Consider the following 23173-nt stretch of genomic DNA (forward strand, 5'->3'; position numbering starts at 1 on the left):
CATGCAGACAATCGATTGTGTCGTCGCCGGAGCAGGCGTCGTCGGGCTTGCCATTGCCAGAGCGCTTGCCGTGTCGGGCCGCGAGGTGGTGGTGGTCGAGCAGGCGGACGCGATCGGCACGGTCACCAGCTCGCGCAATTCCGAAGTCATCCATGCCGGGCTTTATTATGCACCGGGGAGCCTGAAAGCCCGGCTCTGCGTCGATGGGCGTCGGCAACTCTACGCCTACTGCACGGACCACAACGTCGCCCATGCCCGCACCGGCAAGCTGATCGTTGCCAGCGAGCCAGGCCAGACGGACGGGTTGCGGAAGATCCAGGAAAATGCGCGACGCTGTGGGGTCGACGATCTCCAGTTCTTGACGCGGGGCGAGGCCGAAAGCCTGGAACCGGCGCTGACATGTGGCGCCGCGCTCCTGTCGCCATCGACCGGGATTGTCGACAGCCATGCGCTGATGCTGTCGCTGCGCGGCGACGCCGAAGCCGCCGGCGCATCTTTCGCTTTCCTCACCTCGGTCGCCGGGGCGACGATCGACGCCGACGGGATCCGGATCGACACGCGCGATGCCAATGGCGAGACCTTCGCCTTGGAGACAGGCGCCTTCGTCAATGCCGCGGGCCTTGATGCGCAAACGGTGGCCGGCCGCATCGACGGCTTCCCAAGGGATCTCATCCCCCGGCAGTGGCTGGCGCGCGGAAACTATTTCGCGCTTCCGGGCCGGTCGCCGTTTTCGCGGCTGATCTATCCGGTCCCGGTCGAAGGCGGCCTTGGCGTCCACCTGACGCTCGACCTTGGCGGCAGTGCGCGCTTTGGGCCCGATGTCGAATGGATCGACCATGTCGATTACACCGTCGATCCCCGCCGAAGCGCCGTCTTCTACGACGCGATCCGGCGCTATTGGCCCGATCTTGCCGACGGCACCCTGCAGCCGGCCTATGCCGGCATCAGGCCGAAACTGTCGGGCCCGGGCCAGCCGACCGCCGATTTCATGGTGCAGGGGCCGGCCGACCATGGCGCCGGGCGGATCGTCAATCTGTTCGGCATCGAGAGCCCCGGCCTGACGGCAAGCCTGGCGATCGCCGACCATGTCGTCGACCTGCTGGACCGGAAATGACAGTGCCGTCGGGCGTTGTCGTCTCAAGCGAACATCATGAAACCTTTTGATTTTGAAGCCGTTGTCAGGGCGTATGTCCGACGCGAAACCCAGATCGAAACCGGCCGACGGCATCAAACCGGACGGCACTCCGAAGCCACGTCGAGGAAAACTGCGACGACAGAGGCCGCGTGACGAGATTCCGCGCGATCATGAGCCGCGCGAAAAGAAGCCACGCAAGAAGGCTTCTACCGTCGAAGCGGCAACTTCCGAGATAGTCGGCGAGACCCCGCCGCCGGAAGCTGTCGAACCCGATCCGGAGCTGACGCCAGAGCAGACCGAACAGGTGCGCAAGAAGTACCTGCTGAAGCGGTTCTGGATCAGCGGCCGCGGCTATTGGGGCCGGCACGGCGACAGGCTCGGCTGGCCGTTGACGATCGGACTGCTGATCCTGATCGGCATCAATGTCGGCTTCCAGTACGGGATCAATGTCTGGAACCGCTCGATCTTCGACGCCATCGAGAAGCGCGACGCCCACAGCGTCTATTTCCTGAGCGCGGTGTTCGTGCCGCTCGTGCTTGGCAGCATCAGCCTCGTCGTCGCGCAGGTGTATCTGCGCATGACCATGCAGCGCCGCTGGCGCTCCTGGCTGACCACCTCGGTGATAGCGCGCTGGCTCGCCAACGGCCGCTACTACCAGCTGAACCTGGTGCAGGGCGACCACCAGAACCCCGAGGCCCGCCTCTCGGAAGATCTGCGGGTCGCCACCGAGGCGCCCGTCGACTTCGTCGCCGGCGTGATTGTCGCCACCCTGTCGGCCTCGACCTTCATCGTGGTGCTGTGGACGATCGGCGGAGCCTTGAGCTTCACATTGGGAGGCTCGACCTTCACCGTGCCCGGCTTCCTCGTCATCACGGCGGTGATCTATGCCGCGATCACCTCCACCTCGATGTTCGTTATCGGGCGCAATTTCGTGCGGCTGTCCGAAGAGAAGAACCAGACGGAAGCCGAATTCCGCTATGTGCTGACGCGCGTGCGCGAAAACGGCGAGAGCATCGCCTTGCTCGGCGGCGAGCAGGAGGAACGCAGCGGCATCGACAGGACCTTTGCCGGCGTGCTGAAGCGATGGGCGCAACTGACAGGCCAGCATATGCGCACGGCGGTGGTCTCGCAGGGCTCGAGCCTGTTCGCGCCGGTCGTGCCGGTGCTGCTGTGCGCGCCAAAGTTTCTCGAAGGCTCAATGTCGCTTGGCCAAGTCATGCAGGCTGCCTCCGCCTTCGCCATCGTGCAGGGCGCGTTCGGCTGGCTGGTCGACAATTATCCGCGCCTTGCCGACTGGAACGCCTCTGCCCGGCGCATCGCCTCACTGATGATGTCGCTCGACGGGCTGGAGCGCGCCGAGCAGAGCAACGAACTGGGGCGCATCCTTCACGGCGAGACCAAGGGCGATACGATGCTCTCCCTCGACAATCTCTCCGTGACGCTCGACGACGGCACTTCCGTGGTCAAGGAAACAGAAGTCGGGGTCGAACCGGGCGAGCGCCTGCTGGTGTCCGGCGAATCCGGTTCGGGCAAGTCGACACTGGTGCGGGCGATCGCAGGCCTGTGGCCATGGGGAAGCGGCAGCGTCAATTTCCATCCCGACAAACGTTTGTTCATGCTGCCGCAGCGGCCATACATCCCTTCCGGCACGCTGCGCCGGGTGGTCGCCTACCCCGCGGCCGCCAACCGCTGGAAGCTCGAACAGATCAAGGCCGCCCTCGACAAGGTCGGCCTGGGCTACCTCACTGGCCGGATCAAAGAGGAAGCGCCCTGGGACCAGACCCTGTCGGGTGGCGAAAAACAGCGAATCGCCTTCGCGCGCCTTTTGCTGCATCGCCCAGACATCGTCGTACTGGACGAGGCAACCTCGGCGCTGGACGAGAAGAGCCAGGACCAGATGATGGAAACGGTGATCCACGAATTGCCCGAGGTCACCATCGTCAGCGTGGCGCACCGCGCCGAACTGGAAGCCTTCCACACCCGCAAGATCACGCTCGAGCGGCGCAAGGGTGGCGCAAAGCTGGTCGGGGACATCGACCTGGCGCCGCGCAACCGCAAACGCAACCTGATCCAGCGCGCCTTGTGGGGTTCCGGTACGAGGATCGAAAGGCCGCGTAGGCTGAAGTAAGGGGGCGCACGAACTGGCTAGGACGCATAGAGGTCCTTGTAGGTATCGCGCAGAAGATTCTTCTGCACCTTGCCCATCGTGTTGCGCGGCAATTCGTCGACGAAGATCACCTGCTTCGGATGCTTGTATTTTGCCACGCGGCCGGCGATGGCGCTGAGAATTTCAGCGCCGGTGATCCGCGACGCCGGCGCCCGCACGACGACAGCGGTGACGCCTTCGCCGAAATCCGGATGGGCGACGCCGATGACGGCGCTCTCGCTCACCCCTGCAAGCGCGTCGATCTCGCTTTCAAGCTCCTTTGGATAGATGTTGTAGCCGCCTGATATGATCAGGTCCTTGCCGCGTCCAACGATGTGGACATAGCCTTGGGTGTCGACCATGCCGAGATCGCCCGTGATGAAGAAACCGTCGGCGCGGAGTTCCGCCTTGGTCTTTTCCGGCATGCGCCAGTAGCCGCCAAACACGTTCGGACCCTTGACCTCGATCATGCCGACCTCGCCCTGTGCCAGAGGCTTGCCGCTGTCGGGATCGGCAATGCGCAGCGACACGCCAGGCAAGGGGAAGCCGACCGTGCCGGCGCGCCGTTCACCCTCATAGGGGTTGGAGGTGTTCATGTTGGTCTCGGTCATGCCGTAACGTTCGAGGATGGCGTGGCCGGTGCGCTCGCGCCAGGCGTTGTGCGTCTCGGCCAGCAGCGGCGCCGAGCCGGATACGAACAGGCGGATATTCTTAGCCGTCTCACGGTCCAGACCGTCCTGCTGCAAAAGCCTGGTATAGAAGGTCGGCACGCCCATCAGCGCGGTGGCACGCGGCAGCAGCGCGATGATGCGCGCAGGATCGAATTTCTGCTCGAACAGCATCGAGGCGCCGGCCATCAGGATGACATTGGTGGCGACGAACAGGCCGTGCGTATGAAAGATCGGCAGCGCGTGGATCAGCACATCGCCCGAGGTGAAGCGCCATTGCTCGACCAGCACCCGCGCGTTCGAGGCCAGGTTCTCGTGGCTGAGCATGGCGCCTTTCGACCGGCCGGTGGTTCCCGACGTGTAGAGGATTGCGGCAAGATCATCCGCGCCCCGCTCGACATCGTGAAAATCGGACGCCTGTCGCGATGCCTGGTCCGCCAGCGATCCCCGGCCATTGCGATCGAGTGTGACCACGACGGCGCCGGATGGCTCGACCATGCGGCCGATATCGGCCGACTTCGCCGGGTCGCAGACGATGACCCGCGGTGCGGCATCCCCAAAGAAATAGCCGAGCTCGGTCAGCGTGTAGGCGGTGTTGAGCGGCAGGAAGACGGCCCCGGCGCGGACGCAGGCGAGATAGAGCAGCAGCGCCTCCGGGCTCTTCTCGACCTGCACGGCGACCCGGTCACCGGGCTCGACGTCCAGTTGCAGCAGCGCGTGCGCGAGCTGTGCCGACCGCGCCAGCATGTCGCCATAGCTGAGCGAGCGCCCATCATCTGTCTCCATCAACAGACGCCCGGGCGCCGGCATCCGGGACCGGAACGCATCGAACAGATGATTGCTCATGAAGTCTCCCCTGGGGTGGCGGCAATGGCGGCGCCGGGCACGCTTTTCAGGCGGCATGCGCCGCCGGCGAAGAGTTCGCGTTTCCCAGCCGCGCCGTCAAGACCGCAAACGGCGGTTCCAGCGCCTCACGTCTGCCACGGGGTCGCTGATGATCGCGGCAAGGGCCGCTAGAGGGAATAATCGTTACCGTCGGGCGCGTTCGGCCGCGACGGCGGCTTTTTTTGCGATTTCGCCTTGCTTGAAGCGTTCCATGCACATGGCAGCGGTCAGCTGGTAGTGATCGATCAAGGCCTGCACGGCGCCGTCGGCATTGCCGTCCAGCGCGCACTCGGCGATCAGCCGGTGTTCAGCGAAATCGTCGCGCTGGATGCTTTCGCCGTCATTGGCCATTTGCCGATAGCGATAGGCGTGATCGGAAAGCTGATCGCAGAAGCCCACCAGCCAGTGCGACCGGCAGGCCGAGATCAGCACCCGATGGAAGGTGCGGTGCAATTTCTCCCAATCCGGGTCGAGCGACGTGGCATTTTGCGGCGAAAGACGTGAGGCACGGCCCAGGCGATGCAGCGCCAGCACCAGCTGTTCTTCCCATTCGGCGGAGCGGTGAGCGATGGATTCGCGAAGCGCCCGCTCCTCGAGCCAGCAGCGGGTGCGCGTCAGCTCTTCGAGCTCCGCCGCAGTGACCGGCATGATGAAAAAGCCACGCTGATCGTGACGACCAAGAAGTCCTTCGGAGGCAAGGCGATTGAGAGCTTCACGAACCGGGGAAGCGCCGGCGCCATATTTGGAAACAACCCACTCGACCCGCAGCTTGCTTTCGGTTTCAAGAGCCCCGCCGAGGAGATCATCACGCAATTGGTGATAGACCGTACTGGCAAGTGTGCTCTTGGATCCTGTGCCGTCGTCGTTCAGGTTGGCAGCTCCATATGTCAAAGTTGACTCCTTGTCCCCATTTTTGTCCGGGCAATTCGAGTCCGAAAAGAGTCCTTCCGTACATGTACCATACAGTGATCGCGTCCGCAGGCTCAAGCACAACATAGCGCTATTGTACTTAAGCACAAAGGAATATAGCCCGATCTGCACCTGATCGAGGAAATTTGTGTGTCTCTACAACCAGTAGAAACTTAACGTGTTTGGTATGCACGCAGGATCATCTGTTTCTTGTGTGCCCACGCGTGTATCTTTTCTATCGCGCGCAAAGACAGCGGATGGTTCGCCCGAATCAGGCCTTCTCAGCGAATCTGATTCGGGCAGGGCGTACCCTGAAAGAGCCGCGTCCGCACAACGGCTCTTTGCCGACCTGTTGGATTGAAACGGGATGATCGCGGTGAGTTTAGCCGGCGGCCTTGTCGGCCGCTGTCCTGATCGCCTCGATGTTGGCGCGGTAAGCTTCGACACTGCCGCCCTTGAAGATGGCGGCACCTGCCACCAGCACATCGGCGCCGGCCGATGTCACCAAGGGGGCTGTTTCGGGTGAAACGCCGCCGTCAATCTCTATGCGGATCGGCCGGTCGCCGATCAGCGCCTTGACCCTTCTCACCTTGTCGACGATCGCCGGGATGAAAGCCTGGCCGCCGAAACCCGGGTTGACGGTCATGATCAGGATCAGGTCGAGCCGGTCGAGCACATATTCGATCATCGTTTCCGGCGTCGCCGGATTGAGCGACACACCGGCCTTCTTGCCGAGGTTCCTGATGGTCTGCAGCGAGCGGTCGAGATGCGGCCCGGCCTCCGCATGCACCGTCATGCCGTCACAGCCGGCCTCGGCGAAGGCGGCGAGATAGGGATCGGCCGGTGCAATCATCAGATGGCAGTCGAAGAAAGCCTTGGTGCGGTTACGGATCGCCTTGATGACGGGCGGACCGAAGGTGATGTTGGGGACGAAATGGCCATCCATGACATCGAGATGGATCCAGTCCGCGCCAGCGGCCGCGACGGCTTCGACCTCGTCGCCGAGCTTCGAAAAGTCCGAAGCCAGCACCGAAGGTGCGATCAAGGTCTTTTTGCTCATCTCGCGGCCTTTCCGGGCGCGCTTTTCATACCGCTCACCCTGAACCGACTGCCTAATGCGCGGCGGCTGACTTGTCGAGGGTGCGGACAGGGCGGCTCCACAGGCTTGGGTGGTGGGTGAAGAAAAACCCGCCGAATTGCTCCGGCGGGTTTCTGGTCTGGCGTCGAGCAGATCGTTATTGCTGCTGGAGCTTCAGGATCCTGGCCGGATCCTGCTGCTGTTCGACCTGTGGCTGACGCCGTGGCAAGACCTGTTGCAGCAGCAGGCCCGGGTTGAGCTCCAGGGATGGCTGCCCGCGTATCGGCCGGCAGTTGGGATAGCGCCCAATCGTGCCTTCCGGGCAGCGCCGCCTGAAGATCGGCTGGCACTGGCCATCGACCATCTGCGAGCCCGGTGCGCATTCCGTCTGTTGCCTGGGCTTGCGGCACGCGCCGTCGATCACCTCGGTCCCACGCGGGCAGACGCACTCGCCGCGCTTGTTGTGGACCTGGCCGCGTATGTCGCACTGCTCCAGTTGCGGCTGCTTGCGCCGGCATGCGCCGTCGATCACCTCGGTACCCCGCGGGCAGACGCAATTGCCGTCGGCGTCGTGGACCTGGCCACGGATGGTGCACTGGTCGGGCTTCGGCCGGATCGGACGGCAGGCACCGTTGCGCACCTCGGTCCCTTGCGGGCAGACGCAATCGCCATCGGCATTGCGGATCTGGCCACGGATGGTGCACTGCTCAGGCTTCGGCCGGACCGGGCGGCAGGCGCCGTTGCGCACCTCGGTCCCTTGTGGGCAGACACAATCGCCATCGGCATTGTGGATCTGGCCACGGATGGTGCACTGCTCAGGCTTCGGCCGGATCGGGCGGCAGGCGCCGTTGCGCACCTCGGTCCCTTGTGGGCAGACACAATCGCCATCGGCATTGTGGATCTGGCCACGGATGGTGCACTGCTCGGGCCTGTCGGTCCTGACGCACTTCCCGTTCTCCAGCGCCGTGCCGCGCGGGCAGATGCAGCGCCCGTCCTCGGTGCGGATCTGGCCTTCGAGCAGCACGCAGCGCTTCGGCGGCGGTGGTGTCGGCAGAATGTTGGTGCCGCCGCCGGTGCACTGGCCGTTGCGGAAGGTGGTGCCTTCCGGGCAGACGCAGCGGCCGGCATCGTTCATGACGAAGCCTGGCGAGCACTCCTTCTTCTCCTCGTGGGTGATGATGAAGGGGTGGCACGCATAGGCCTTGCCGCGATCGCCCTGAACGTTGGTCTGGTCACCGCCCAGCACGTCGCCGCCGCCCTGCACCCGTGTGTCGGGAGACAGGACGCCGACGCAGTTCTGGCCGTTGACGTTGCCCTGCAGATTGGCGAGACGCCCGTCGTCGGGAATGACCACGGTGACGTGATGCGACTGGCTTTCACCGGCGCCGAGCGTCAGGTTGGCGATGCAGGAGGCCGGCAGTGTCGTCGGCTCCGGCGAGCAGCCGAAGGGCGGGTCGATCGAGGTGATCGCAACACCGTCCAGCCGGCCGAGACCTTCCACGCCGATCGCATCACCGATGCGAACCGGACCGGAGAAGGGGCTCGTCCCATCATTGGTGATGGTGATGTCGAACGAGCAGGGCTGGCCGAGCCGGCATTCGCGGTCGCCGGTCTTTTCGACACGGATGGTCGAAGTACCGCCGCCCTTGGCGCAGGCCTGGCCGATCGGATAGACGACGTCGTCGCCGGGCGCCGGCCCATAGGAGCCGCGCGCACAGTTCTCGAACTCGCCATTGGCCGAGACCGTCACGTCGAAGTGGCGGCTGGTTCCGGGCGTCATGACGGCGCCGGGAATCTGGCACGACAGCGCATTGGCCGGAACCGGTCCGCATGCCCACTCCGCGCCGTCAGGGGTGACGGTCTGGATCTGGACGGGCGCGCCGCCCGATACCAGCGTGGCGGCATCGTTGACCCGCACCGGGCCGGTGGGGGCAGCGGTGCCAAGGCTGATGACGGTGATGCGGCAAGAGATGACCGCGGCACCGGCCAGCGAGCCGTTGCAGACCTTGGTGATGCGCAGGGTCGGCTTGCCGCCATTGGGATGACGGATGCGTTCCTTGGCGCAGGCCTTGTTGTTGGTGAGGTCGACCTCACCGGGAATGGCCTTCACCGCGGCACAGTTTTCGACCGTATCCGACTGGTAGCCGGCCGGCATCACCGCCCTGACGAAGATCGGCGTCGAGGCGCCCGCAGGCAGCGAGATGCCGGCATTGTCGCAGCGGAACTGGCCGGGGCCGTTCGGACCGCAAGTCCAGGGCGGGCTTGGGCCGAAGGTCGAGGAGGCCGGGGCGCCGCCGGGGTAGTTGTCGACCACCGTCAGCGGCCCGTTATAGGTTGATGTGCCGTTGTTGATGATGTCGATCACAAAGTAGCAGACGCCGTCCGGCGTGCAGACCGGAATGCGCGCGCGCTTCTTCAGGATCAAGTCGACCTTCTTCTCGACCGGCGGCTGGCAGTCGCGGTCACGATCGCCACGGCGGCAGATCGGGATCGAGGCGCAGCCCCTGTCGTTTTGTTGGCTGCCGAACAGCGGCTTGCCGCTTGCCGGATAATTGTAGGTGGCGCAGTTGCGCAGCACCTTGCCTTGCCAGCCCCCGGCCGGCTTGAAGCCGAGCTTGAGGTCGACAAAGGCGCCCGGATTGAGCGTGGTCACCGGATAGGTGCAGGTCATCGGGGTGGTGCCGGGTACGCAGACCCAGGGCGGATTGGGCCCTGAACTCAGCGTCGAGCCGGCCGGCAGCGTCACCTCGTCGAGCACGATCTTGCCGTTGTAGGGCGCGGTGCCGACATTGGTGACCCTGATGGTGAAGTCGCAGCCGCCGGCCATGGTGCAGCGCGGGACATCGGCGCGTTTCTCGACCTTGAGATCAGGCTCCTTGTCCTTGGGCGGGCACCGCTGGTCACGCGGGATGACGATATCGATGGTCTGCGTGCAGCACAGGCCCCAGCCCTCCTTCGGGCCGGCATAGGTCTCGATGCCGGTGACGATGAGGTGGATGACGTCGCCAGGTGACGCGCCGACGATCTTCCAGTTGAGAACACCGCCGCCCGGAGGCACCAGCTGCGTGTCGGGGATGATGGTGATGCCGGGTGTCGTCGTCGACACCTGCACCCATTTGCCACCCATCTCCGGGCCAACCGGCATGTGGTAGATGAAGGCGCCGCCGCCGGGCACGCAATCGACCGTGCCGCGTTCCACCTTGAAGCATTCCTTGCCGGGAGGTGGCGGTGGCGGGTTGCATTTGGTGACATCGATCTTGATCGAGGTCTTGACGCCGGTCTTGAAGTCGCCATCGTCGGGCTTGCTCGGATCCTGCGACGGGATGATGGCCCCCGTGCCGACCCCATTGGTCGCTTTGATCATGCCCTGGTTGTCGACGATCGTCGGCGAGGGAAACGCCGCGTGGTCGATCTTGGCGGTGATCTGGAAGGTGATGACGCGCTCGTTCGGAGCACCGGCGCCGTCGAGATCGGCGGCGGAGAGCCGGAAATCGGACACCGTGGCCGTATCGTTGGGATTTGCCGAGGTGCTGATCGAAGCGCCCGGCAGCGGCCCACCGGACGAATCCGTGCCGTCGCCGGCCACATTGACGTTGACGATCTCAAGGCCGTGCGGGAGCTGGTCCTTGAAATCGAGCTTGAGCTTGCTCAGCCTGGCCGCAAGGCTTGGGTCGGCGAAGCCCTGCGGATCACCGCGCAGGCCGAAGCTCAGGGAGTAGACGACATAGTCGCAGCCTCTCTGGGTTCCTTTCTTGGTGAAGAACGGGACGGCCCGATCCGGCCTCGGAGTGACGATACTCGAACCTTCGAGGTCGAGCTTCAGTTCCGGGGTGATCGGAGCGGCGTCTTCCGCGTGGCTTGCCACAGGGGTGAGCATGGCGACCGCGATACCGGCCGCCATCAGCCAGCGCGCGCCGCGCCTGGCGTATGACAGGGGTTTCATGATCGTCTCCATGACGGTTGACTGCTTGTCGGTTGAGTTGTTTTCCGCGAGCGGGGAGAGTGCGAGATTTTTCATCTTCCCCTCCTCAACGTTCGCAGCTGACGGCTGGGGTGCGGAGCGGCAAGGTCATCTTGCAGCAAGGGTAGTAGCCACCCTTGTCCTTGTCGGACTTCCTGTAGAAGCAAAGTCCAACATCCACTCTGTCGCCCGGATCGTGGCCGGTGATGTTGATCGTGTAGGGCTTGCCCGGCGCATGCGACATGGGTGAAGTCACCCCGACGCCTGGCGTCCTGGACTGGGCCTTGATCGAATCGCCGCCGAAGCCGGCATGGTCATGGAGATAGAGATCAGCCTCGAGGCCTGAAGGCGTGCAGTAGTACTGGACGTCGTCGACATCGAGACAGGGAGGCAGATTGCCGGGCGGTGGGAAGTCCGGCGGATAGAAGGGAGGCAGATAGCCGCCCGGGATTTCTTCATAATAGCCGGCACGGCCCTCGCAGGGATGCCAGACGGCGACGTCGCCGACATGGCCTTCCACTTCCGGATCCTCGAAATAGCCGTCGAAATCGACGAACCAGGAACCGAAAGGCGGCACGTTGGCCGGCTTGACCAGATCCTTGGGCGTGATCTGCACGCCATGCACGGCAAGTGGCCCGCCAGCGGCGAGTTGCTCGGCAAGCGTTGGATTGTCACGCAATTTGTCACCGGTGTTGACCAGCGTCTGCGTGCACACTGAAGTGTCGAGATTGCCGTCGGCGTCATAGCCATATTGCAGGTCGAGACCGCCGGCCGATTGCCGATTGCCTTGGGGAAAGCCGACCGCATATTCCTGCGGCACTTCAACCCAGACCGATTCCGTTGCCGGATCGTCGGGATTCTCACGCCAGTAGCGAATGACCTCCCCTTTGCCGGAATCGGCGAAGCGGCTGTAATCATAGCGGTTTTCGACCGGACCGCGCTGAGCCAGGTACATGAAGCCGCTGTTGTCGAAGGCGATGTCGGTGACGGCGTAATCCTTGTCGGCCTTGACCGTCAGTTCCCAACGCGGGTCGCCGGCAAAGGTGCCGTCGCGGGCGATGCCCACCGACCAGATCTCAGACTTCTCGCCGACCGAGTAATAGAGCCGGCCGCCATGATAGGAAACCGCCCAGACGCGGCGCTCGTCCTGGGTGTAGCCCCAGGTCTCGGGATCTTCCGTGTCGAAAGCGGCACCTTGTATGTCCATCACCGCGCCGTCGTCGGCGACGGGAGCCAGTCCATGCGCCGGGCGCCCGGCGACGCCATGATCGAAGGTGTCGATCAGTCCGCCGTTGGCGTCGATGCGATGGATCAGGCCGGTGTCGAGGTCGGAGGCGAAGAACTGGCGGTGGTTGGGATCGAAGGTGATATTGCCGATGCCGGGACCGCTGTTGGTGTCGATGTCGGCGAATTTGGCGACCTGGCCGGTGATGCCGTCGATCTTCCAGATGGTGCCCGGCCCGCCACCGTTTTCGGTGCCGAACTGGCCTTCCATGAAGGTGGCGCCTGATGTGCCGCGGCGCTGCCGCTCCGGCCTGCCGTCACTGTCGGCGTCCGGCGTGACGATTTCTATGCCGTGCAGCGAGGTGGCGGCGGCGTAAAGGTTGGGAATGCCGGACGGCACACCATCGCGCACGCCGTCATCATAGGTAAGGCCGAACACTTCGCCGATCTGGCCTGATGTCACCTCGAAAGGCGGCGGCGTGAAGACGAGCTGGCCCGAGGCCGGCCCACCCAGGTGCGAAACGTCGAACACGCGCAAGGTGGCGCGTGTGGTGTCTATGAAGGTTTCGTCGACCGGATCGACACCGGGCGGCAGGCCCTCATCCAAATTGGGAATGACGGTCCCGGGAAAGCCGGTGACCGCCATCGAGCCGGGATAGATGATCTGGGTGTCTTGCGCCTGGGCAGCGCCGGCAAGCCAAAGGCCGGCGGCGAGTGCCAACGCCAGCAATCCGCCGCTGGCCTGGGCGGTGCGGCTCAAATAGCCATAGAGAGACGATGCGAACGAGCCGCGAATGCGAGACATGACACTACCCCCGTAGTCCAGGGGAGAAACTTCCGGGGCCGCCGCGCAAATCAGGGCAAGGCGCGGCGGTCCGGCTCGTTCTTCCCTGATCGAATTGTCTGCTTTCCTCGAAATCACGATACGCCTGCTCTTACGCAGGGTCAACGGAATCAGCGGAAAGCCCAGCGCATCGACCCCGTCCCGAAGGCGGTGGTCGCGCCGAGCTCCTGTTGTTCCCGGAGACCGCAGAGCCTCTGGGTTGCTGGTCATGGGGGCTTCCTTTCCGGGCCGCACCATGCGGCACCTGGACGTCAGTCGCGCACGGAGGTGGAAAGGTTCATGGAAGCCTTGCGCAGAATGCTTGCGCCCGATGCTGCCTGTTCTTATATACGCGCCAAGCCGTGCGGCAGCGGAACACCGGTTGCCGAACGGGATTTCTTATGAACAGGGGCTTTCGTTGGAACGCCTTCATGGGTCCTGAAAGCCTGCTTAGCGGAGAGACTAGAAAAATGGCAAAAGTAATCGGTATCGATCTCGGCACCACCAACTCCTGCATCGCCATCATGGATGGCAAGGAACCGAAGGTGATCGAAAATGCGGAAGGCGCGCGCACGACGCCTTCCATCGTCGCCATCTCGGGCGACGGCGAACGTCTCGTCGGCCAGCCGGCCAAGCGCCAGGCGGTCACCAATCCTGAAAACACCATCTTCGCGGTCAAGCGCCTGATCGGCCGCCGCTATGACGATCCGGTGACGGAGAAGGACAAGAAGCTTGTCCCCTACAAGATCGTCAAGGGTGACAATGGCGATGCCTGGGTCGAAGCCGGCGGCAAGAAGCAGTCGCCCTCGCAGATCTCGGCCATGATCCTGCAGAAGATGAAGGAAACGGCGGAAGCCTATCTCGGCGAGAAGGTCGAGAAGGCGGTCATCACCGTTCCGGCCTATTTCAACGACGCCCAGCGCCAGGCGACCAAGGACGCCGGCAAGATCGCCGGCCTGGAAGTGCTGCGCATCATCAACGAGCCGACCGCGGCGGCACTGGCCTACGGCCTCGACAAGAAGGAAGGCAAGACCATTGCCGTCTATGACCTTGGCGGCGGCACGTTCGACATTTCGGTGCTCGAAATCGGCGACGGCGTGTTCGAGGTGAAGTCGACCAATGGCGACACCTTCCTCGGCGGCGAGGATTTCGACATGCGCCTGGTCGAGTATCTGGCGGCCGAGTTCAAGAAGGAACAGGGCATCGACCTGAAGAACGACAAGCTTGCCTTGCAGCGCCTCAAGGAGGCTGCGGAAAAGGCCAAGATCGAGCTGTCGTCGACGACGCAGACCGAAATCAACCTGCCCTTCATCACCGCCGACGCGACCGGCCCGAAGCACCTGACGCTGAAGCTGACCCGCGCCAAGTTCGAAAGCCTGGTCGAGGATCTCGTCCAGCGCACCATCGAGCCCTGCAAGGCTGCGCTCAAGGATGCCGGCCTGAAGGCTGGCGAGATCGACGAAGTGGTCCTGGTCGGCGGCATGACCCGCATGCCCAAGATCCAGGAGATCGTGAAGCAGTTCTTCGGCAAGGAGCCGCACAAGGGCGTCAACCCGGATGAGGTTGTTGCTCTCGGTGCCGCCATCCAGGCCGGCGTGCTGCAGGGCGATGTCAAGGACGTGCTGCTGCTCGACGTGACGCCGCTGTCGCTCGGCATCGAGACGTTGGGTGGCGTGTTCACCCGGCTGATCGAACGCAACACGACGATCCCGACCAAGAAGAGCCAGGTGTTCTCGACGGCTGAGGATTCGCAGTCGGCCGTGACCATCCGCGTCTTCCAGGGCGAGCGTGAAATGGCCGCCGACAACAAGGCGCTCGGCCAGTTCGACCTGGTCGGCATCCCGCCGGCCCCGCGCGGCGTGCCGCAGATCGAGGTCACGTTCGACATCGACGCCAACGGCATCGTCAACGTTTCGGCCAAGGACAAGGGCACCGGCAAGGAGCACCAGATCCGCATCCAGGCCTCGGGTGGTCTTTCGGACGCCGACATCGAGAAGATGGTCAAGGACGCCGAAGCCAATGCCGAGAGCGACAAGAAGCGGCGTGCGGTGGTCGAGGCCCGCAACCAGGCCGAGGCGCTGGTGCATTCTTCCGAGAAGTCGCTGAAGGAATATGGCGACAAGGTCTCGGAAGCCGAGCGCACGGCGATTTCCGATGCGATCGCGGCGCTGAAGACCGCGGCCGAGGGCGACGACGCGGCCGACATCGAAGCCAAGAGCCAGGTGCTTGCCGAAGCTTCGATGAAGCTTGGCCAGGCCATGTACGAGGCCTCGCAGAAGGAAGCGGCGGAAGCCGACGCCAAGGCAGACGCCGCCAAGGACTCTGACGTGGTCGATGCCGATTTCGAGGAAATCGACGAGGACGACGACAAGAAGAAGTCGGCCTGAGCCGCCTGACGGCAAGATAAAGCGAAAAGCCCGGCGTAGAGCCGGGCTTTTTTGCAACCCTTGCTGAAAAAATGCGGAACCTTCCTGAAAAAACGACAGAAAAACCCGGACAGACGCACGCCAGCACTGGCATCCGGGCGGCACCGATCCTAAATCGAGACGACATGCCGGCAAACGACGCAACAATGCATCAAGACGTTGAGCATCCGGACAGCGGGAAAAAATGAAAGCTGATTTCTACGAAACGCTGGGCGTGCAAAAGGGCGCCGACGAGAAGGAGCTCAAGAGCGCTTTCCGCAAGCTCGCCATGCAGTTCCATCCCGACCGCAATCCCGGCGACCATTCCTGCGAGCACAGGTTCAAGGAAATCAACGAAGCCTACGAAACGCTGAAGGACCCGCAGAAGCGCGCGGCCTATGACCGTTTCGGCCACGCCGCCTTCGAACAGGGCGGCATGAATGGCGGTGCGCAAGGCTTTGGCGCCGGCGGCTTCGCCGACATCTTCGAGGACATTTTCGGCGACATGATGGGCGGGCGGCAGCGCCGCTCTTCCGGCGGCCGCGAGCGCGGCGCCGATCTGCGCTACAATATGGAAATCTCGCTGGAAGAGGCTTTTGCCGGCAAAACCGCGCAGATCCGCGTGCCGGCTTCGATCTCGTGCTCGGAATGCTCCGGCAGTGGCGCCAAGCCGGGCACCCAGCCGGTGACCTGCTCGATGTGCAACGGCCACGGCAAGGTGCGCGCCACGCAAGGCTTCTTCTCGATCGAGCGGACCTGCCCGCAATGCCAGGGCCGCGGCCAGACGATCAAGGATCCGTGCCCGAAATGCGCCGGCCAGGGCCGCGTCACCGAGGAACGCTCGCTGTCGGTCAACATTCCGGCCGGCATCGAGGACGGCACCCGCATCCGGCTGGCCAATGAGGGCGAGGCCGGCCTGCGCGGCGGGCCTTCGGGCGACCTCTATATTTTCCTGGCGGTGAAGCCGCATGAATTCTTCCAGCGCGACGGTGCCGATCTCTACTGCAAGGTGCCGATCTCGATGACGACGGCAGCCCTTGGCGGCTCCTTCGAGGTGACGACGCTGGACGGCACCCAGACCAAGGTGAAGGTGACCGAGGGCACGCAGAACGGACGCCAGTTCCGCCTCAAGGGCAAGGGCATGCCGGTGCTGCGCCAGCCCAATGTCGGCGATCTCTACATCCAGACCGCCGTCGAGACGCCGCAGAACCTCACCCGGCGCCAGCGCGAGTTGCTGGAAGAGTTCGAACAGCTCTCTTCGCAGGAGAATTCGCCCCAATCGAGCGGGTTTTTCGCCCGCATGAAGGATTTCTTCGAATCCTTCGGCGAACGCTGACAGAGCAGGGAAGGGCGCGTGATCCGATGAAACGCGCCGCATCCCGGGACACGACCAAATCTATCTTATCCACGACATCGGCAGGGTCTTGCCTTGCCTTGCGCTGCTCAGGTGTTAAGTAACCCTGGGGGACCGCTGAGGAGAGCTTGCATGACACGTGGTCCCGGACTGCGGAAGGCGCTTGCCGAGAAATTCGACGACGAGCTCAAATTCTTCAAGGGCTGGATCGACAAGCCGAAGACGGTTGGCTCGATCGTTCCGACGAGTTCGATCACCGCGCGCAAGATGGCCTCGATCGTCAATCCCAGGTCCGGCCTGCCGGTGCTCGAGGTCGGTCCCGGCACCGGCGTCATCACGCGTGCCATCCTCGCCCAGGGCGTGCGGCCCGAAAACCTCTATGCCGTCGAATACAACACGGATTTCGTGCGCCACCTGCGCGGGCTCTATCCCGGCGTCAACGTCATCGAGGGCGATGCCTTTAACCTCAACGCCACGCTTGGCGAGAGAAGCGGGATGATCTTCGATTCCGTCGTCTCCGGCGTGCCGCTGCTCAATTTCCCCGTCGCCCAGCGCATTGCCTACATCGAAAGCCTGCTCGACCGCATCCCGGCGGGCCGTCCGATCGTGCAGCTGACCTATGGTCCGATGTCGCCGATCCCGGCCGGCCGCGGCGACTACACGGTCAAACATTTCGATTTCATCTTCCGCAACATCCCGCCGACGCAGCTGTGGATCTACCGCCGCGAAGCGCATTAGGGTGTGCCGATATTCAGGTGAGGCCGGTCTGCAAATGGCGGCTCCCTGCGCTTCCGGTGCTCACGTACGAAAAGTACGCTCCGCTCCGGTTCTCGGAAGCCACCATTTTCGACTCGGCCCGACCTGAATCTCAGCACACCCTTCAGCCGTTGCCCTCAAATCGGTTTCGATTTTTCGGCGGCGGCGCGTTGATTTGAACGGGCCTTGGCTGTACCTGTCCGGGAACAAGGGTGGCCAATGGCAGTGATCCCGAAAATCCTCGTCTTCGCCGGCTCGGTGCGCAGCGGCGCCTATAGCGGCAGGACCGCCGACGTGGCGCAGAAGGAACTTGCGGTGCAGGGCGCCGAGGTGACCCGCATTTCGCTCGCCGATTATCCCCTGCCGATCCTCGACGGGGATCTGGAGAAGGAGAAGGGTGTCCCCGAAAGCGCCCAGAAGCTTGCGCGGCTGATCATCGCCCATGACGGGCTGCTGATCGCCACGCCTGAATATAACGGCTCCATTCCGCCGCTGCTCAAGAACACGATCGACTGGGTGAGCCGGGTGCGCAGGGACGGCGGACGGACGGTCAGGCCGCTTGCCGGCAAGGTCGTTGGCCTGTGCTCGTCCTCCAACGGCCACTTTGCCGGCATACGCTGCATCAACCATCTGCGCGCCGTGCTGGTGCGTTGCCAGATGGAGGTGGTGACACCGGAATGCTCGGTGCCGGACGGCGGCGAGGCCTTCGACGAAGGCGGCAATTTCCGTGACGAAAGACTGAATAAATCGATGGAGCACCTATGCCGCACGCTGATCGAAACCTCGCGCATGCTGTCGATCCGGATCGAGGCGTGATCGCCGCAACCATGCAGCCCCACTCCATGCAGGCCCACTCCATGAAGGAAAGACTGATCGTCGGCCTCGACGTGCCGACCGTGCGGGAAGCCGAGCAGGCGGTGCGCGAACTCGATGGCGTCGTCTCCTTCTACAAGATCGGTTATCAGCTGGCCTTTGCCGGCGGCCTCGACTTCGCCAGGGAACTGGCCAGCGGCGGGACAAAAATCTTCCTCGACATGAAGCTGCTCGACATCGACCACACGGTGGCCAAGGGCGTCGAGAACATCGTCAAGATGGGCATGACCATGCTGACCATCCACGCCTATCCGAAGGCGATGAAGGCGGCGGTGGAAGCGGCCAGGGGCAGCGAGCTTTGCCTGCTCGCCGTCAGCGTGCTGACCTCGATGGACGAGCAGGACGTGATCGACGCAGGCTATGAATACGACCCACATACGCTGGTGCTGAGGCGCTCGGAGCAGGCGCTGCATGCCGGCATGGGTGGCATCGTCTGCTCGGCCGAAGAAGCACAGGCCGTGCGCCGGATCGCCGGGCCCGACATGGCGGTGGTGACGCCGGGCATCCGGCCCACGGGCAGCGACCATGGCGACCAGAAGCGCGTGGTGACACCGGGCCAAGCGATCCGCAACGGCTCCAGCCATCTCGTTGTCGGCCGACCGATCGTCGCGGCAAGCGACCGCCGGGCGGCAGCTCAGGCGATCCTCGACGAAATGCGCTCGGCGTAACGGCCACAATAGAAATAACGGAGAAAAGCATGCCCAAGGGATACTGGATCGCTCGTGTCGATGTGCGCGACGCCGAAGGCTACAAGGAGTATGTCGCCGCCGCAAAGCTTGCGTTCGACCGATTCGATGTGAAATTCCTGGCACGCGGCGGCGAGCATGAGTTTGCCGAAGGGCAAGGCCGGGCCCGCAACGTCATCATCGAGTTTCCGTCGCTCGCCGCGGCGCATGATTGTTATCACTCGCCGGAATATCAGCACGCGGTCGCCATCCGCCAGAAGGTCGCTGACGGCGAGATCGTGCTGGTCGAAGGCGCCTGACGTCTGTCCCGAGGCAAGGGCCCGAGATTTCTCAGACGAAGTCCTGAAGATTCACGTCGCGCAGCTTTGCCCCGCCAAGCAGGGCGCCGACCAGCTGGTGCTTGAGGGCAAGGCACTGCGAGCGGGCAAGCTTCACGACTGCCGGGACATCGCTCTTCTCGCAGGCCAGCAGCAATTGCTTCTGCTGTTCGATGATCAGCGGCATGAAATCGCGCGACTTGAAGCCGAGATGCAGCGTCCGCTCCGACTGGTCGAGGATCTGGCTCAGCAACTGCGCCAGCCGCAGATTGCCGGAAAGCTCGGCAATCGCCAGGCGAAAGGCACGATCGGCTGCGAGGAAGGCAACAGGGCTGCGCAGCGTCTCGGGCTTCAGGACCTTCCTGGCCGCCAGCCTGATTTCCTCCAATCCACGCTTGGTGATATCAGTGGTGGCAACCCGGAACACTTCGGGTTCGATCAGGCTGCGGACATCGAAGATCTCGTTGACGTCGCGCAGGGTCAGCGTGGTGATGACATAGCCGCGGCGCGGCTCGCTTCTGACCAGTCCCTCCTGCATGAGACGGGCCAGTGCCGAGCGGATCGTCGCCTTCTTGATGCCGTAGCGCGCCTCGATCTGCTTTTCGGTCAACGCTTCACCGGGCGACAGGACGCAAGCGACGATATCGCTCTTCAACTGTTCGTAGGCCTGTTCACTGCGCAGCACATCCGCCGTCGATAGCGCCGTTGTCCCGCCGGGGGACGCGGCCGATTTCGATGGCGTGGCTTTTGTCGGCTTCATGCTTCTCTCGCTTTGCATCGGCCTTGACATTGGTCATCTTAGCTATTCTAACTGAGCATCTCAGACAGGAGCTGTGGTATGCCTCTATCCGCCGACTCCCCTCTCTACCCCGCGATCAAGGATATCGTCAACGCGGCGGCAGGCCCCCATGCCTTCGATGAGGTCAAGGCCACCTTGAACGACTATACCAATCGCTTCCATGCGCTCGGCGGGCTGGTTCACGAGGAGGATGAGGACGAGCTGTTGCTGCATGCCAGTCCTGAACTGACGATCTACCACATCACGCTTTCGCCCGGGGTGCAGTATCCGCCGCACAACCATTTGATGGACGCCTTGATCGGCATCTATTGGGGCGGCGAGACCAATTTCATCTACAAGCTCACCGACGATCAGGTCGACGAGCCGGAGCGGCAGGATTTTGCGGCACCGGCGCTGGTGCACATGTCTTCCAACACCATTCACTCGGTGGCCAATACCGGCAGCGCCCGCTCCGGCGCCCTGCATGTCTATTTGGGGGATCTGCCAGGCACCGACCGCCAGCTGTGGAGCCTGGCCGACAACCGGCCGGAGCCGTTCGACAACATCAGGTACATGGCCGGCGCGCGGCCGATCCAGCAATCGCGGGGATAGGCCGGCTAATGCCGTGTCGAGGGCTCGTCGCCGGCGAGCGCTTCGATCTGATGGCGATGCCCGAGCGTTTCGTAGCCGACGACGGTGACGGCCGGCGCCAGCATCAGGATGACGAGGCAGACCGCCATGTCGACGCCGGCGGACGCGGCGAGGATGGCAACCGCCACGACCGCCGCAGTCGCGACCAGCAGCCAGATGTGGAACGGGTCGAAGCGCCTGACAAGATAGGTGTAGAGCGCATAGATCGCCGCCAGGAAGACACTGACGGGTATTGCGGTGGCAAGCAGTGTGGCAAGCGGGCCAACATGCGCCTTGTGCTCGATGAAATAGGCCGCGACATGCAAGCCGGCACCGGTCGCGACGATTGCCGCGACGATCAGCATCTGGCCATAGCCCCAGACGAAGGCGCGATTGCGGTGGGCATGCAATATCGGCGCGGAGGGCAGCACATAATAGACCCACCACATGCCGAAGGTGAGCCCGGTGCCGGCGATGCAGACCAGGGCCGCATCCACGGTCCAGCCCTGCTCCTCGACCACGGCCGACAGGCTCGCGAGCGTACCGACAACCCCTTCCCCCAGCGCGATGATGGCGAACAGGCTGTAGCGCTCCGCCATATGGTGCGCATGCCAGGGCGTGCCGCCATCGCTGCGTTCGGCAACCACCGGCCCGGCCAGCTCGATAAGGCCGAGAATGACGGCCAGTATGATGCTGGTGCCGACCGGGAAATCGACGACGATCTGCACCACCCAGCCAATCTGGGCGATGGCTATGGCTATGACATAGGTCAGGCAGGCGCGGCGCCGGGCGGGGTCTTGTCTCGCGGCACGCAGCCACTGGAAGATCATCGCCACCCGCATGATCACATAACCGAACACCATCACCGAATTGTCGAGATGCTCGCCATGCTCGATGGAGGCGAACATGCGCGGCAGGCCGATGGCCAGCACCAGCACACCGATCATCTGCACCATGGTGACGAGGCGGAAAACCCAGTCGTCGGTGTCATAGGCCGAGGAGAACCAGGAGAAGTTGATCCAGGCCCAGCAGATGGCGAAGCTGGCGAAGGCGAAGCCGAGCAAGGCGGCCGTGTAATGGCCTTCGGCCAGCGCATGGGCGAGCTGCGAGGAGGCAAAACTGAATGCCGTCACAAAGGTCAGGTCGAACAGAAGTTCGAGCGGGGTGGCGACACGATGCCCCTCATGCGGATCGCGCCCCACCATGCGCCTCACATGATGATGGAGAGCTTCCGGGTTGACGGGCGTGGTGTTCATCGTGCGGCCTTCGGCTTGAGGTCGTCAAGTCGACACTAGAGACAGGACAGACAGCGTCAAGGCGGGCGACCGGAGCCGCAAGCTGCCAAGCGCGCCTAGCCGCTGCGGCGCTGGCCGGTAAGCCGGCTGGCGGCGGTCTCAGCCATCGCGTCGGCAAGCTCCAGGTCCCATTGCGACCGGCAATAGGCGCGGAAATCGAAGCAAGGCAGGCCGGGGCAGACCTCGAATTCGATGAGATGGACCGTGTCGTCGGCCTCGATACGCAGGTCGACGGAAAACACGTCGCGCAGGCCGAGCCCGCTGATCAGCCGGCTGGCGATCGCCCTGATCCTGGCGTCCGCGATCGGCTGAACGTCGGCAACCGCGACGAGCTCCGGTTCGACATAATCTCCTGCCGCCTTCGCGGCCTCGCCGGTTTCGCCGTAGAGCGCCATACTGTCGGCCATGGTCTGGAAATCGGCACCGGAATCGACAAAGGCGACGCCGAGCGCTTCGACCCCGACTTGCGGTGTCAACCCGAGGAAGCTGGCACGAACGTTGCGGCCGGCGACATAGGGCTGGACGACGACATCGTCGCGATAGGCGGCGAAGACGCGCCGGCTGAGCTCCAGTGCGTGGCCGAGGTCGCTGCTGCGGGAATCCGGCCAGATGCCGATCTTGGCGCCAAGCCGGTTGGGCTTGACGAACCAGCCGGCAGCGGAGGCCGGCGGCTCGACCAGCCATTTGCCATCCCGGGCAAGGCCGGCCTGCGGCACCGGCAGGCCGAGCGCGCCAAGCACGGCGCCGGAGCGGAACTTGTCCTGGCAGAGCGCGAACAGCGAATCATCGGCGCCGATCGTCCTCAATCCCTTGAGCCGGGCCAGCGCCGGGGCCGCGGCCCCACGGAAATAGGCGATGCCGTCGGACAGCGTCCAGACCAGCGTGCTCTGCGCATCCGTACCCTCTAGCGCCACAGCGGCATCGTCGAGCGCCACCGGTGCAAAGGCGAGACCGCGCGCCTCGCAGGCGGCGGTAAGTGCCGAGAAATCGGGGGCGATATCCGTTGACTGTGCGAGGTAGGACGAGATTTCGGTGGCGCGCTGTGGTGGGTAGCCTTCGGCGATCAAACGGTCGAAGCAAGCCTTTTCCGGCTCATAGACAAGGATCAGCTTTGGCTTGTGGCTCGACATGAGATGAACGGTTCCCGGCGGTGCGATCGCCTACCATCGCACGGCCGACGCAAACGGCTTTCGCGAAACCGACCCTGACCGGACGCCTGCGTGACAGCAGCGCTCTGGATAGGGGCGGCG

At 63.8% G+C, this 23173-nt stretch carries 17 protein-coding genes; 9 read left to right on the forward strand and 8 right to left on the reverse strand.

What is annotated here, in order from left to right:
• Position 1: 1 nt before the first annotated feature.
• The gene (locus AC56QX_RS05260) at positions 2-1114 is read left to right on the forward strand and encodes an NAD(P)/FAD-dependent oxidoreductase (RefSeq protein ID WP_497114101.1); all 1113 of its coding nucleotides are present in this window, start codon (positions 2-4) and stop codon (positions 1112-1114) included.
• A gap of 73 nt (positions 1115-1187) precedes the next feature.
• A complete protein-coding gene (locus AC56QX_RS05265; RefSeq protein WP_497114102.1) occupies positions 1188-3263 on the forward strand; it encodes an ABC transporter ATP-binding protein/permease in 2076 nt (691 codons plus the stop codon).
• A gap of 17 nt (positions 3264-3280) precedes the next feature.
• Here AC56QX_RS05265 and AC56QX_RS05270 read toward each other — a convergent pair whose 3' ends face one another.
• From AC56QX_RS05270 to AC56QX_RS05290, 5 genes are all read right to left on the reverse strand, one after another.
• Complete coding sequence (locus AC56QX_RS05270) at positions 3281-4795, reverse strand: malonate--CoA ligase (protein WP_497114103.1); 1515 nt, start codon at positions 4793-4795, stop codon at positions 3281-3283.
• 183 nt (positions 4796-4978) lie between these two features.
• On the reverse strand, positions 4979-5725 hold the full coding sequence (locus AC56QX_RS05275) for a GntR family transcriptional regulator (RefSeq protein ID WP_497117688.1): 747 nt from the start codon (positions 5723-5725) through the stop codon (positions 4979-4981).
• Between the two features lie 400 nt (positions 5726-6125).
• On the reverse strand, positions 6126-6803 hold the full coding sequence (gene rpe / locus AC56QX_RS05280) for a ribulose-phosphate 3-epimerase (RefSeq protein WP_497114105.1): 678 nt from the start codon (positions 6801-6803) through the stop codon (positions 6126-6128).
• Positions 6804-6978: 175 nt separating this feature from the next.
• A complete protein-coding gene (locus AC56QX_RS05285) occupies positions 6979-10839 on the reverse strand; it encodes a DUF7929 domain-containing protein (protein ID WP_497114106.1) in 3861 nt (1286 codons plus the stop codon).
• 10 nt (positions 10840-10849) lie between these two features.
• A complete protein-coding gene (locus AC56QX_RS05290; RefSeq protein WP_497114108.1) occupies positions 10850-13087 on the reverse strand; it encodes an NHL repeat-containing protein in 2238 nt (745 codons plus the stop codon).
• Positions 13088-13299: 212 nt separating this feature from the next.
• Here AC56QX_RS05290 and dnaK point away from each other — a divergent pair, with 212 nt between their 5' ends.
• The 6 genes from dnaK (at position 13300) to AC56QX_RS05320 (ending at position 19202) form a co-directional block, all read left to right on the forward strand.
• On the forward strand, positions 13300-15216 hold the full coding sequence (gene dnaK, locus AC56QX_RS05295; RefSeq protein ID WP_258588255.1) for a molecular chaperone DnaK: 1917 nt from the start codon (positions 13300-13302) through the stop codon (positions 15214-15216).
• Between the two features lie 223 nt (positions 15217-15439).
• The gene (gene dnaJ, locus AC56QX_RS05300) at positions 15440-16570 is read left to right on the forward strand and encodes a molecular chaperone DnaJ (protein WP_497114109.1); all 1131 of its coding nucleotides are present in this window, start codon (positions 15440-15442) and stop codon (positions 16568-16570) included.
• A 150-nt stretch (positions 16571-16720) separates the two neighbouring features.
• On the forward strand, positions 16721-17326 hold the full coding sequence (gene pmtA / locus AC56QX_RS05305) for a phospholipid N-methyltransferase PmtA (RefSeq protein WP_497114110.1): 606 nt from the start codon (positions 16721-16723) through the stop codon (positions 17324-17326).
• 237 nt (positions 17327-17563) lie between these two features.
• Positions 17564-18160: an NADPH-dependent FMN reductase gene (locus tag AC56QX_RS05310; RefSeq protein ID WP_497114111.1), complete on the forward strand. Its 597-nt coding sequence runs from the start codon at positions 17564-17566 to the stop codon at positions 18158-18160.
• A gap of 11 nt (positions 18161-18171) precedes the next feature.
• On the forward strand, positions 18172-18885 hold the full coding sequence (gene pyrF, locus AC56QX_RS05315; protein WP_497117689.1) for an orotidine-5'-phosphate decarboxylase: 714 nt from the start codon (positions 18172-18174) through the stop codon (positions 18883-18885).
• 29 nt (positions 18886-18914) lie between these two features.
• Positions 18915-19202 (forward strand): DUF1330 domain-containing protein, encoded by a 288-nt coding sequence (locus AC56QX_RS05320; RefSeq protein ID WP_497114112.1) that lies wholly within the window; start codon positions 18915-18917, stop codon positions 19200-19202.
• 31 nt (positions 19203-19233) lie between these two features.
• Here the strand turns inward: AC56QX_RS05320 and AC56QX_RS05325 are convergent, their stop codons facing one another.
• A complete protein-coding gene (locus AC56QX_RS05325) occupies positions 19234-19980 on the reverse strand; it encodes a GntR family transcriptional regulator (protein ID WP_497114113.1) in 747 nt (248 codons plus the stop codon).
• Between the two features lie 78 nt (positions 19981-20058).
• Here AC56QX_RS05325 and AC56QX_RS05330 point away from each other — a divergent pair, with 78 nt between their 5' ends.
• On the forward strand, positions 20059-20610 hold the full coding sequence (locus tag AC56QX_RS05330; protein ID WP_497114115.1) for an autotransporter: 552 nt from the start codon (positions 20059-20061) through the stop codon (positions 20608-20610).
• A 5-nt stretch (positions 20611-20615) separates the two neighbouring features.
• Here the strand turns inward: AC56QX_RS05330 and AC56QX_RS05335 are convergent, their stop codons facing one another.
• Together AC56QX_RS05335 and AC56QX_RS05340 are read right to left on the reverse strand one after the other, a co-directional pair.
• Complete coding sequence (locus tag AC56QX_RS05335; protein ID WP_497114116.1) at positions 20616-21884, reverse strand: low temperature requirement protein A; 1269 nt, start codon at positions 21882-21884, stop codon at positions 20616-20618.
• A 95-nt stretch (positions 21885-21979) separates the two neighbouring features.
• Entirely contained in the window at positions 21980-23053 is a 1074-nt protein-coding gene (locus AC56QX_RS05340) for a D-alanine--D-alanine ligase family protein (RefSeq protein WP_497114117.1), read from the reverse strand.
• Positions 23054-23173 lie beyond the last annotated feature (120 nt).

Source organism: Mesorhizobium sp. RCAM 06353 (assembly GCF_059683585.1).